Origin of the sequence: Streptomyces parvulus (assembly GCF_014648855.1) — a bacterium.
Taxonomy (GTDB): domain Bacteria; phylum Actinomycetota; class Actinomycetes; order Streptomycetales; family Streptomycetaceae; genus Streptomyces; species Streptomyces parvulus.
The window spans coordinates 257,641-269,377 of the sequence record NZ_BMRX01000012.1 but is presented as its reverse complement, the minus strand read 5'-3'; the positions used below and the strand labels follow the sequence as shown (position 1 = coordinate 269,377).

Genomic DNA, 11,737 nt, shown 5'->3' with positions numbered 1-11,737 from the left:
GGATACACCCTAGGAGGTGGGGGAACCGAGGGGGGACCGTGGAGCGGCGACAGTGAAGTCCCCGTGATCGCCGCTCCACGGGCGGACGCCGGCGGCGTGCGGTTCAGGCGAAGACGGCCAGGCTCTTGGCCTTGCCCTTGTGCTCCTCGACGAGCGCGAGGAGCCGGCCCCCGGGACCGAAGACGGCGACGGCACCGGCGCCCGCGTACACCTCGGGCATGTCCAGCCTGACCCCGTTGGCGAGCAGCTTGGCCCGCCTGTCGTCGACGTCCCAGCGCGGGAAGGCGGCGCCGGCCGCGTCCGCGACGGGCATGACGGTCAGCTCCTGCTGCAGCTGGTCCAGGGTCTTCGCGGTCTCGAGCTTGTAGGGCCCGACCCGGGTGCGGCGCAGCGCCGTGAGGTGACCGCCGACGCCGAGACCGGCGCCCAGGTCGCGGGCCAGGGCGCGGATGTAGGTGCCGGAGGAGCAGACCACGGAGACCACCAGGTCCAGCACCGGGGTGCCGTCCTCGGCGACGGCGTCGCGGACGTCGTACACCGAGAACGAGGAGACGGTGACCGGGCGGGCGGGGATCTCGAACTCCTCGCCCTCGCGCGCCCGCTTGTAGGAGCGGACGCCCTTGATCTTGATGGCGCTGACCTTGGACGGCACCTGCATGATGTCGCCGGACAGCTCGGCGACGCCCGCGTCGATCGCCTCGCGGGTGACCTTCGAGGCGTCCTGGGACCTCGTGATCTCGCCCTCGGCGTCGTCGGTCAGGGTGGTCTGCCCGAGCCGGATGGTGCCCAGGTACTCCTTCTCGGTGAGGGCGAGGTGCCCGAGGAGCTTGGTGGCCCGCTCCACCCCGAGGACCAGTACGCCCGTCGCCATCGGGTCGAGCGTGCCGGCGTGCCCGACGCGCCGCGTCCGGGCGATGCCCCGCATCTTGGCGACGACGTCGTGCGAAGTGAAGCCCGACGGCTTGTCGACGATGACAAGGCCGTCGGGCGTGGTGTGCTTGTCGGTCATTTAGCGGTGTCGTCCGTCTCGTCGCCCTCGGCGGCCTCGGCGGCTTCGTCCTCTTCCGGCTTGCGGTAGGGATCGGCCTCACCGGCGTACGCGGCGCCCGCGGACGCCTCGCGCACCTTGGCGTCGGACTGACGCGCCTTGTCGAGGAGGTCCTCGATGTTGCGGGCGGTGTCCGGGAGGGCGTCCATGACGAAGGCCAGGGTCGGCGTGAACTTCACGCCCGCCGCCTTGCCGACCTCGGAGCGCAGGATGCCCTTGGCGCTCTCCAGGCCCGCCGCCGCGGCCGCTCGCTCCTCGTCGTCCCCGTACACCGTGTAGAAGACCGTCGCCTCCCGCAGGTCACCCGTGACCCGGGTGTCCGTGATGGTGACGTGCGAGCCGAGCCGCGGGTCCTTGATCCCGCGCTGCAGCTTCTGGGCCACCACCTCTCGGATGAGGTCCGCCAGCCTTTTCGCCCGCGCGTTGTCGGCCACTGGTCCGTCTCCCGTTCTTTCTTCTCTTCGTGATCTTGCGTGGTCTGGCGTGCTGCTGGTCAGTCGTCGTCGCCGTGGAGGCGCCGTCGCACCGACAGCAGTTCCACCTCGGGCCGGCCGGCCACCAGCCGCTCGCACCGGTCGAGTACGTCACTGAGGTGGCCCGCGTCGCCGGACACCACGGCCAGGCCGACGACGGCCCGGCGATGGAGGTTCATGTGCTCCACCTCGGCCGCGCTCACCGCGTACTTCCGCTGGAGTTCGGCGACGATCGGGCGGACCACGGAGCGCTTCTCCTTCAGCGAATGTACGTCGCCGAGGAGAAGGTCGAAGGACAGCGTCCCCACATACATGTGTGCAACCGGTTCACCCGCCGGTCCGGGATCGATGGCCCCGCCATCCACGGGCGGGGACATCAGAACCGTACAACGAACGGCCGGGGCCGATCGACGGATATTGTGCTCCGCCGACCGGCCCCGGGCCGCACCGTCTCGGAAGTCGCGGTGTTACACCCGCGGCTTCTCGCGCATCTCGTACGTCGCGATGACGTCGTCGACCTTGATGTCGTTGAAGTTTCCGAGGTTGATACCGCCCTCGAAGCCTTCGCGGATCTCGGTGACGTCGTCCTTGAAGCGACGCAGACCCTCGATGTTGAGGCTCTCCGCGATGACCTTGCCATCGCGCAGGAGGCGCGCCTTGGTGTTGCGCTTGACCTCGCCGGAGCGGATGAGGACACCCGCGATGTTGCCGAGCTTGGAGGAGCGGAAGACCTCGCGGATCTCCGCCGTGCCCAGCTCGACCTCTTCGTACTCCGGCTTGAGCATGCCCTTGAGGGCCGCCTCGATCTCCTCGATCGCCTGGTAGATGACCGAGTAGTACCGGACGTCCACACCCTCGCGCTCGGCCATCTGCTGCGCACGCCCGGCGGCGCGCACGTTGAAGCCGATCACGATGGCGTCGGAGCCCATCGCCAGGTCGATGTCGGACTCCGTGACCGCACCGACGCCGCGGTGCAGGACGCGGATGTCGACCTCTTCGCCGACGTCCAGCTGGAGCAGGGAGGACTCCAGGGCCTCGACGGATCCGGAAGCGTCACCCTTGATGATCAGGTTCAGCTGCTGGACCTCGCCGGCCTTGAGCACCTTGTCCAGGTCCTCGAGCGAGACGCGGCGCGTGCGCTTGGCGAACGCGGCGTTGCGCTCGCGGGCGGCGCGCTTCTCCGCGATCTGGCGGGCCGTACGGTCCTCCTCGACCACGATGAAGTTGTCGCCGGCGCCCGGGACGTTGGTCAGACCCAGCACCTGGACCGGGGTCGAGGGACCCGCCTCGGCGACGTTGTTGCCGTTGTCGTCGAGCATGGCGCGGACGCGGCCGTAGGCGTCGCCCACCACCATCGTGTCGCCGACCCGCAGGGTGCCTCGCTGCACGAGGACCGTCGCCACGGCACCGCGGCCGCGGTCGAGACGGGACTCGATCGAGATGCCCTGCGCGTCCTGGTTCGGGTTGGCCCGCAGGTCGAGCGAGGCGTCCGCGGTGAGGACCACGGCCTCCAGCAGGGAGTCGATGTGCAGACCCTGCTTGGCGGAGATGTCGACGAACATGGTGTCGCCGCCGTACTCCTCGGCCACCAGGCCGTACTCGGTCAGCTGACCGCGCACCTTGGTCGGGTCGGCACCCTCGACGTCGATCTTGTTGACCGCGACGACGATCGGGACCTCGGCCGCCTTGGCGTGGTTGAGCGCCTCGACCGTCTGCGGCATGACGCCGTCGTTGGCCGCGACGACCAGGATCGCGATGTCGGTCGACCGCGCACCACGGGCACGCATGGCGGTGAACGCCTCGTGACCCGGGGTGTCGATGAAGGTGATCTTGCGCTCTTCTTCGTTGACCTCGGTCGCGACCTGGTAGGCACCGATGTGCTGGGTGATGCCGCCGGCCTCGCCCGCGATGACGTTCGTCTTGCGGATGGCGTCGAGCAGCCGGGTCTTACCGTGGTCGACGTGACCCATGACGGTCACGACCGGCGGACGGACGACCAGGTCCTCCTCGGAGCCCTCGTCCTCGCCGAACTCCAGGTCGAAGGACTCGAGCAGCTCGCGGTCCTCCTCCTCCGGGCTGACGATCTGAACCGTGTAGTTCATCTCGTCGGCGAGGAGCTGGAGCGTCTCGTCGGAGACGGACTGGGTCGCGGTGACCATCTCGCCGAGGTTCATCATGACCGCGACGAGCGACGCCGGGTTGGCGTTGATCTTCTCCGCGAAGTCGGTGAGCGACGCACCGCGCGACAGGCGAATGGCTTCGCCGTTGCCGCGAGGCAGCATCACGCCGCCGACCGACGGGGCCTGCATGGCCTCGTACTCCTGGCGCCTCTGCCGCTTCGACTTGCGACCGCGACGCGCGGGACCGCCGGGACGGCCGAAGGCGCCCTGCGTGCCACCACGGCCACCCGGACCGCCGGGACGGCCGCCGAAGCCGGGACGGCCACCGCCGCCACCGAAGCCACCGCCGCCACCGGGACGACCGGCGAAGCCGCCGCCGCCACCGGGACGACCGCCGCCACCGCCACCGCCGGGACGGCCGGCGAAGCCGCCGCCGCCACCGGGACGACCGCCGCCGCCGGGACGACCGGCACCGCCGGGACCGCGACCGCCGCCACCGGGGCCGGGACGCGGACCGGCAGCGGGACGCTGCGGCATCATGCCGGGGTTCGGACGCGGGCCGCCACCGGGACGGGGACCGCCCTGGCCGCCACCCTGCGGACGCGGCATCGAGCCCGGGCTCGGACGGTTGCCGCCCGGAGCCTGGGGACGGGGACCGCCCTGGCCACCGGGGGCCTGCGGACGGGGACCGGCGCCGGGGGCACCGGGACCGCCGGGGCGGGGGCCGCCCTGCGGACGGGGCGCCTGCGGGCGCGCCATGCCGGCGTTGCCGCCGGAGGTGAAGGGGTTGTTGCCCGGACGGGGACCGCCGGGGCGGCCGCCGGGACGCTGCGCCGGAGCGCCGGGACGCTGGCCACCGGGACGGCCCTGGCCGCCCTGCTGGCCCCGGTCCTGACGGTCCTGGCCGGGACCCGAGGGACGGGCACCGGGCTTGGGGGCGCCGGGACGCGCACCGGGCTTCGGGCCGGCCGGAGCCGGAGTCGAGGCGGCCGGGGCGGCCGGAGCCGCCGGCGGCGCGGTGAACTCCGGGGCGGCCGGAGCCGGACGCGGCGCGGGCTTCGGGCCCGGCGTCGGACGCGGACCCTGGGAGGGCGCCGGAGCGGAGGCCGCCGGAGCCTCGGGCTGCTGGGCAGCCGCGGGCTTGGGGGCCGCCGGACGCGGCGCTGCCGGACGGGCCGCCTGCGCCTGGGAGGGCGCCGCGGGCCTGGGGGCGGCCTTCTTCGGGGCGGGGCGACCGGAGGCCCGGCCGTTGCCACCACCCTGCTGGAAGGCGTCTGTCAGCTTGCGTACTACGGGCGCTTCGATGGTCGAAGACGCCGAACGGACGAATTCACCGAGTTCCTGGAGCTTGGCCATGACGACCTTGCTCTCGACGCCGAACTCCTTGGCGAGTTCGTAGACCCGGACCTTAGCCACTTCGCTCCTCTGAGGTCCGGGTTGCGTCCGGACCGTCGCTAGTTCATGGGCGTACTCATCGCGTACTCATCGAGTGCTCATCGCAATCTCGACCTGCTTTCGACTCGCGAGGTACCAGGCCGCGCGGGGGCTTCCGCACGGCATGTCTTCCTTACCACGTTGCTTACATGGTGCTTTCAGCAACCTTGTGCCTGCTCGACGTAGTGGCGCAACGCCTTTACGTCGAGCGGACCCGGGACGCGGAGCGCCCGCGGGAACGCCTTGCGGCGCACCGCCTGGTCGACACAGACCGGAACGGGGTGTACGTACGCACCCCGGCCGGGCAGCGTACCGCGTGGATCAGGGGTGCAATGACCCTCGACCGCCACGGTGCGCAGCAGCTCGCTCTTGACCGCTCGCTCCCGGCACCCCACGCAGGTGCGCTCAGGGCATGCTCGGGTACGTGTCCGGCCAGACACTCCTAAGTCTACCTCCCCGGACCGACCTCACCCCTTCGGGGCAAGAATCGAACACGTGCCGCACGCAAAGCTGACGTGATCTCAGCGCCGTGCGGCTTGGATCTATTCCCCCTGCTCGCCCGCGGGCTGCTCGGCGGGCTCCCCGGACTGCTGCTCGGTGTCCGGCCGGATGTCGATGCGCCAGCCGGTCAGCCGGGCCGCGAGGCGGGCGTTCTGGCCCTCCTTGCCGATGGCCAGCGACAGCTGGTAGTCCGGCACGATCACGCGGGCGGAGCGGGCCGCGAGGTCCACGACCTCCACCTTGGAGACGCGGGCCGGGGAGAGCGCGTTCGCCACCATCTCGGCCGGGTCGTCCGACCAGTCGACGATGTCGATCTTCTCGCCGTTCAGCTCCCCCATGACGTTGCGGACGCGGCCGCCCATGGGGCCGATGCACGCGCCCTTGGCGTTGAGTCCTGAGCGGGTGGAGCGCACGGCGATCTTGGTGCGGTGGCCGGCCTCGCGGGCGATGGCGGAGATCTCGACGGACCCGTCGGCGATCTCCGGCACCTCCAGGGCGAAGAGCTTCTTCACCAGGTTGGGGTGCGTACGGGACAGGGTCACCGAGGGGCCGCGCACGCCCTTGGCCACGCGGACGACGTAGGACCGCAGCCGCATGCCGTGCGGGTAGGTCTCGCCGGGCACCTGCTCCTGCACCGGCAGGATGGCCTCCAGCTTGCCGATGTCGACCAGCACGTTCTTCGGGTCGCGGCCCTGCTGGACGACGCCGGTGACGATGTCGCCCTCGCGGCCGGCGTACTCGCCGAGCGTGGCGTCGTCCTCGGCGTCGCGCAGCCGCTGGAGGATGACCTGCTTGGCGGTGGTGGCCGCGATGCGGCCGAAGTCGGACGGGGTGTCGTCGAACTCGCGGGCCTCCTGGCCCTCCTCGAGGTCGTCGGGGTCCTCCTTCGCCCACACGGTCACGTGCCCGGTGTCCCGCTTGAGTTCCACGCGCGCGTGGCGGCGGCTTCCCTCGGTGCGGTGGTAGGCGATGAGGAGGGCCGACTCGATCGCTTCGACCAGCAGGTCGAAGGAGATCTCCTTCTCCCGTACCAAGCCCCGCAGGGCGCTCATGTCGATGTCCACGGCTACGCCTCCTCGTCTTCCGTCGTGTCGTTGTTCTTGGCGTTCTGGGCGTTCTGGGCGTTCTGGGCGCCCGCGGCGTCCGTGGTGTCCTTGCGGTTGAACTCGACCTGCACGCGTGCCTTGTCGATGTCGCCGAAGGCGAGTCTGCGGGTGGTGGCCTTGCGGCCCTTGACGCCCGGCACCTCGAGGTCGACCCCGTCCTCGTCCACGGCCAGGACTCGGGCGACCAGCTCGCCGCCCTCGTGCAGCTGGAAGCGGACCAGGCGGTTCGTGGCGCGCACGTAGTGGCGGTGCTCGGTCAGCGAGCGCTCCGCGCCCGGGGTGCCCACTTCGAGGGTGTACTCCGCGTCGCCCATCGCGTCGCTCTCGTCCAGCTTCGCCGAGAGCACGCGGCTCACATCGGCGATCAGGTCCAGATCGGCACCCGTGTCGGAGTCGACGACCACTCTCAGCACCCGCTTGCGGCCGACCGCGTCCACCGCGATCTCCTCGAGGTCCAGTCCCTGGGAGGCGACGAGCGGCTCCAGCAGCTCTCGCAGCCTCTCGCTCTGGGTGGTGCTCATCCGGGTGACTCCTCGGCCGCGTGTGCTGTTGTGGGATGGGGCGCGTGTCTGGTCAAAGGGTATCGGGTCCCGGAGGGTGTTGCCGTCCACCCCGGCTCGGCGGTGCCGATGACCGGCGCCCGGCCGGGGCCCGGGTACCGTGATCACGGGCCCCGGCCGCACCGATGGTCCCTGCCGCGCCGCCCGTCGCTTTGCCGCCGCTTCCGTTCGAGTTCCGTTCGAGCCTGTCGAGGACGTCTGCCGTGTCGTTTTCCGCATCCCCGCGCCCGCTGTGGGGGCCGCGCAGGAGGAGTCTGCTCGCCTCGGCCGCCGGGGCCGCCCTGCTCGCGGGGTGTTCCGGCGGCTCGGAGTCCGAGGAACGGGCCGCCGAACGGTCGGCGGGGGACGCGGCACGCGCGCGTGCGGGCAAGGACAGCGAGGCGCTTGCCGCGCGGTACGCGGCGGTGATGAGCGCTCATCCCGGGCTGGCGGAGCGGTTGCGTCCGCTGCGGGCCGAAGTCGTACGGCATGCCGCGGCCTTCGGTGCCGGCGGCGGGCGTACGGCGTCGCCCGGGGCCTCGTCGGCCGCGCCGGACTCAGTGTCCGCCTCGGCGTCCGCGTCCGCGCGGGCCGCCGGGCCCGGGGATGACAGCGGTCGGGTGCCCGCGGACGAGAAGGGCGCCGTCGCGCTGCTGGCCGGCGCGGAGCGGAAGCTGGCCGACCGGCGGGCGGCCGATCTCCTGGAGGTGCCGGGTGAGCTGGCGCGGCTGCTGGCCTCCGTGGCGGCGGCCGGGGCGGCGCACGTGTATCTGCTGACGGAGGGTGACGGGTGAGCGAGGCGGATGACCGGGAGCTGGACGCCCTCCAGGCGGTGCTGGCGGCCGAGCACGCGGCGGTGTACGGCTACGGGGTCGTCGGGGGCCGGATCGGTGAGGGGCGGCGCGGTGAGGCACGGGCCGCCTACGACGCCCACCGGTCGCGGCGGGACGCGCTGACGCGGGACGTGCGGGATCTGGGCGGCCGGCCGGTGGCCGCGTCGGCGGGGTACGCGCTGCCGTTCTCCGTGTCGGACTCCGTGGCGGCGGTGCGGCTGGCCGCGGAGCTGGAGGAGCGGCTCGCCGGGGTCTACTCCGACCTGGTGCGGGCGGCCGGCGGTGAGCGGCGGGCCGCCGCGGCGGGGGCGCTGCGGGAGGCGGCGGTCCGTGCGGCGCGGTGGCGGGGCGGGAGCGTAGCCTTCCCTGGGCTCTCGGAGCGGGGCGGGGCGTCTTCGGGGCGGTCGTCCGGTTCGGGGGCAGGGGGCTCGGGGTCGAGCTCGGAGGGCTCGCGTTCGGGGTCGGAGGGCTCGGGGTCGGGGTCGGAGGGCTCGGGGTCGGGTCCGGAGGGCTCGGCAGCGGGGGCTTCGGGTTCGGCTTCTGTCGGGCCGACTGGGTGACACGTATGGGAAGGGAACGGCTCGCGCATGGCTTTCGAACCGCCGCGGCGGCTGGTCAGGGCGCTCGGTGAGACGGCGTCGGCACCGGACGGCGAGGACTGGCTGGCGCGGTTGCCCGAGGCGGCGGAGCGGGCGGTCTCGCTGCGCGGGCTGAGCGCCGAGCGGGTGCAGGTGCCCGGGGGGCGCAGCAGCCTGGTCGTCCTGGTTCGGGCCGCCGACGGGACGCCGGCCGTGCTGAAGCTGGCGCCGCGACGGGCTCGGCCGGAGAGTGAGCGGGTCGCGCTCGCGCACTGGGGCGGGCGGGGTGCGGTGCAGCTGCGCGAGGAGGACGCCGTCGAGGACGGCGTGCTGGTGCTGGAGCGGTTGCATCCTGACGTGTCGGTGCGGTCGTTGCCCGAGGCGAAGGCCTTGCTGGAGGCGGCGGGGACGTTGCGGCGGCTGTGGGTCGAGCCGCCGGGCGGTCATCCCTTCGAGACGGTGGCCGAGCGGACCGGGCGGCAGGCGGAGGCCATGCGGGCCGGGGCCGCCGTGGACGCGGAGGTGGCGCCGCTGGTCTCCGCGGCGCTCGGGGCGCGGGAGGAGCTGCTGGCCGCGCCGCCCGAGGTTCGGCTGCTGCACGGGACGTTCCGGCAGAGCAAGGTGCTCGCCGGGGAGCGGATGCCGTGGCTGGCGGTGGGGCCGGATCCGGTGGTGGGTGAGACGGCCTTCGATCTCGCGCGGCTGGTGCGGGACCGGGTGGAGGATCTCATCGCCCAGCCGTCGGGGGCCTCTACGACCCGGCGGCGGGTCAAGCGGCTCGCGGAGTCGCTGGAGGTCGATCAGGAACGGCTGCGGGGGTGGACGCTGTTCCGGGCGGTCGAGTCGGGGGTGCGGGCTCGGCGGGTGGGGCGGGAGAAGGACGCGGAGTTGTTGCTGGAGTTCGCGGGCTGGTTGTGAGTGGGGCGGTGCCTGCGGCGGCCTGTGGCAGGTTGGGTGGGGGTGCGCGTTGCGCCTTCGGTTCGGGGGTGGGTCGGGGGTGCGCCGGGGGGTGTCCGTCCTCGGAACGGCGCGGAATCGGTACCTCAAGAGGTGCGGGGCGTTGACGCGCCAACCGCTGCGGGCGGACACCCCCCGGCACACCCCCTTCTCGCCGTACGCGGCTCTCCGCCGTCCCAGCTGCGGGCAGTCGTGCCGCTGGGGCGATGGGGGTCCCCCCGCTCGAGCGAAGCCGAGAGTGGGGGAGGGTGGGCGCGGGCGGCACCCCGCTACGCCGGGCCGCGTCACCCCCACGGCCTCGCACCCACCCCGGGTGACACGTGAACGCCGGGCCGCGTCACCCAACGCGGCGCCCGCACCACGCCGGGTGCCCTGTGCTCCCCAGAGGGGTCAGCTGGTGAGGCGGATGATGGCCTCGTCCACCGTCAGCTCCTCGCGGGTGCCCGTGCGGCGGTCCTTGAGTTCTAGGACGCCCTCGGCGGAGCGGCGGCCGGCGACCAGGATCTGGGGGACGCCGATGAGTTCCGAGTCGGTGAACTTCACGCCCGGGGAGACGCCCGCGCGGTCGTCGACCAGGACGCGGACGCCGGCCGCGGCCAGCTTCTCGGAGACGTCGAGGGCCAGTTCGGTCTGGAGGGCCTTGCCCGCGGCGACGACGTGGACGTCGGCCGGGGCGACCTCCTTGGACCAGACGAGGCCCTTGTCGTCGGCGTGCTGCTCGGCCAGGGCCGCGACGGCGCGGGAGACGCCGATGCCGTAGGAGCCCATGGTGACGCGGGCCGGCTTGCCGTTCTGGCCGAGGACGTCGAGCTTGAGGGCGTCGGCGTACTTGCGGCCCAGCTGGAAGATGTGGCCGATCTCGATGGCGCGGTCCAGCTTGAGGCCGGTGCCGCAGTTGGGGCAGGGGTCGCCCTCGCGTACGACGACCACGTCGACGTAGGTGTCGACCTCGAAGTCGCGGCCCGCCACGACGTTCTTGGCGTGGGTGTCGGCCTTGTTGGCGCCGGTGATCCACGCGGTGCCGGGCGCGACGCGGGGGTCGGCGATGTACTTGACCTTGTCGCCCAGGCCCTGCGGGCCCACGTAGCCGCGGACCAGGTCGGGGCGGCCGACGAAGTCCTCGGCGGTGACCAGCTCGACGGCGGCGGGGGCGAAGTGTGCCTCCACCTTGTCCATGTCGACCTCGCGGTCGCCGGGGACGCCCACGGCCACGATCTCGCCGTCCACCTTGACCAGGAGGTTCTTCAGGGTGGCGGAGGCCTCGACGCCGAGGGAGGCGGCCAGGGTCTCGATGGTGGGGGTGTCGGGGGTGGGGATGTCCTCCGCGGCGGGTACGGAGGCCGCGTCCACCGGCTTGAGAGCGTACGTGATCGCTTCCGTGTTGGCGGCGAAGTCGCAGTTCGGGCAGTCGGCGAAGGTGTCCTCGCCGGCCTCCGCGGGGGCCAGGAACTCCTCGGACTTCGAGCCGCCCATCGCGCCCGCCGTCGCCGCGCAGATGCGGTAGTCGAGGCCGAGGCGCTCGAAGATCCGCTGGTAGGCGGCGCGGTGCAGGGCGTAGGACTCGGCCAGGCCCTCGTCGGCGACGTCGAAGGAGTAGGAGTCCTTCATCAGGAACTCGCGGCCGCGCAGGATGCCGGCCCGGGGGCGGGCCTCGTCGCGGTACTTGTTCTGGATCTGGTAGAGGATGACCGGCAGGTCCTTGTAGGAGGACGCCTGGTCCTTCACCAGGAGGGTGAAGATCTCCTCGTGGGTGGGGCCGAGGAGGTAGTCGCCGCCCTTGCGGTCCTGGAGGCGGAAGAGTTCGGGGCCGTACTCCTGCCAGCGGCCGGTGGCCTCGTAGGGCTCGCGCGGCAGCAGGGCGGGGAGCTGGACCTCCTGGGCGCCGATGGCGTCCATCTCCTCGCGGACGATGCGCTCGATGTTCCCGAGGACCTTCTTGCCGAGCGGCAGCCAGCTCCACAGGCCGGCGGCGGTGCGGCGCACGTAGCCGGCGCGGACCAGCAGCTTGTGGCTGAGGACCTCGGCGTCCGCCGGGTCGTCGCGCAGCGTCTTCGCCATCAACTTCGACATGCGCTGGACCGGTGCGTTGGCCATGGATCTCGTGTCTCCTGCTGCGTAAGGGTGGTGCTAGGAGGTTAGCCGGGTGGT

10 protein-coding genes and 1 pseudogene are annotated in these 11,737 nt (G+C 72.6%); 3 read left to right on the top strand and 8 right to left on the bottom strand.

The window, feature by feature from the left end:
• Positions 1 to 103: 103 nt before the first annotated feature.
• From truB to rimP, 7 genes are all read right to left on the bottom strand, one after another.
• On the bottom strand, positions 104 to 1,009 hold the full coding sequence (gene truB / locus IE108_RS24915; RefSeq protein WP_064730114.1) for a tRNA pseudouridine(55) synthase TruB: 906 nt from the start codon (positions 1,007 to 1,009) through the stop codon (positions 104 to 106).
• The gene (gene rbfA, locus IE108_RS24910) at positions 1,006 to 1,482 is read right to left on the bottom strand and encodes a 30S ribosome-binding factor RbfA (RefSeq protein WP_064730113.1); all 477 of its coding nucleotides are present in this window, start codon (positions 1,480 to 1,482) and stop codon (positions 1,006 to 1,008) included. The genes truB and rbfA overlap by 4 nt, the downstream gene beginning before the upstream one ends.
• A 59-nt stretch (positions 1,483 to 1,541) precedes the next feature.
• The gene (locus IE108_RS24905) at positions 1,542 to 1,835 is read right to left on the bottom strand and encodes a DUF503 domain-containing protein (protein WP_064730112.1); all 294 of its coding nucleotides are present in this window, start codon (positions 1,833 to 1,835) and stop codon (positions 1,542 to 1,544) included.
• A 153-nt stretch (positions 1,836 to 1,988) separates the two neighbouring features.
• The gene (gene infB, locus IE108_RS24900; RefSeq protein WP_079163684.1) at positions 1,989 to 5,057 is read right to left on the bottom strand and encodes a translation initiation factor IF-2; all 3,069 of its coding nucleotides are present in this window, start codon (positions 5,055 to 5,057) and stop codon (positions 1,989 to 1,991) included.
• A 176-nt stretch (positions 5,058 to 5,233) separates the two neighbouring features.
• Positions 5,234 to 5,515, bottom strand: a complete 282-nt coding sequence (locus tag IE108_RS24895) for a YlxR family protein (RefSeq protein WP_079163683.1) — start codon at positions 5,513 to 5,515, stop codon at positions 5,234 to 5,236.
• 102 nt (positions 5,516 to 5,617) lie between these two features.
• Positions 5,618 to 6,640 (bottom strand): transcription termination factor NusA, encoded by a 1,023-nt coding sequence (nusA, locus tag IE108_RS24890; protein WP_064730110.1) that lies wholly within the window; start codon positions 6,638 to 6,640, stop codon positions 5,618 to 5,620.
• A 2-nt stretch (positions 6,641 to 6,642) separates the two neighbouring features.
• Complete coding sequence (gene rimP / locus IE108_RS24885) at positions 6,643 to 7,203, bottom strand: ribosome maturation factor RimP (protein WP_064730109.1); 561 nt, start codon at positions 7,201 to 7,203, stop codon at positions 6,643 to 6,645.
• A 242-nt stretch (positions 7,204 to 7,445) separates the two neighbouring features.
• On the opposite strand from rimP, the gene IE108_RS24880 reads away from it, so the two are divergent.
• The 3 genes and pseudogenes from IE108_RS24880 to IE108_RS24870 all read left to right on the top strand — a co-directional run bounded on the left by IE108_RS24880 (position 7,446) and on the right by IE108_RS24870 (position 9,550).
• The gene (locus IE108_RS24880; protein WP_064730108.1) at positions 7,446 to 8,015 is read left to right on the top strand and encodes a hypothetical protein; all 570 of its coding nucleotides are present in this window, start codon (positions 7,446 to 7,448) and stop codon (positions 8,013 to 8,015) included.
• Positions 8,012 to 8,455 (top strand): annotated as a pseudogene (locus IE108_RS24875) (ferritin-like domain-containing protein); the annotation flags it as partial. The gene IE108_RS24880 and the pseudogene IE108_RS24875, both read left to right, overlap by 4 nt.
• A 186-nt stretch (positions 8,456 to 8,641) precedes the next feature.
• Positions 8,642 to 9,550, top strand: coding sequence for an aminoglycoside phosphotransferase family protein (locus IE108_RS24870; RefSeq protein ID WP_064730107.1), 909 nt, complete (start codon positions 8,642 to 8,644; stop codon positions 9,548 to 9,550).
• 429 nt (positions 9,551 to 9,979) lie between these two features.
• Here IE108_RS24870 and IE108_RS24865 read toward each other — a convergent pair whose 3' ends face one another.
• Positions 9,980 to 11,683 (bottom strand): proline--tRNA ligase, encoded by a 1,704-nt coding sequence (locus tag IE108_RS24865; RefSeq protein WP_064730106.1) that lies wholly within the window; start codon positions 11,681 to 11,683, stop codon positions 9,980 to 9,982.
• Positions 11,684 to 11,737 lie beyond the last annotated feature (54 nt).

Coding starts and splice junctions, on each gene's coding strand:
- truB (WP_064730114.1), bottom strand. CDS start 1,009: ATGACCGACAAGCACACCACGCCCGACGGCCTTGTCATCGTCGACAAG.
- IE108_RS24905 (WP_064730112.1), bottom strand. CDS start 1,835: ATGTATGTGGGGACGCTGTCCTTCGACCTTCTCCTCGGCGACGTACAT.
- rimP (WP_064730109.1), bottom strand. CDS start 7,203: ATGAGCACCACCCAGAGCGAGAGGCTGCGAGAGCTGCTGGAGCCGCTC.
- IE108_RS24870 (WP_064730107.1), top strand. CDS start 8,642: ATGGCTTTCGAACCGCCGCGGCGGCTGGTCAGGGCGCTCGGTGAGACG.
- IE108_RS24865 (WP_064730106.1), bottom strand. CDS start 11,683: ATGGCCAACGCACCGGTCCAGCGCATGTCGAAGTTGATGGCGAAGACG.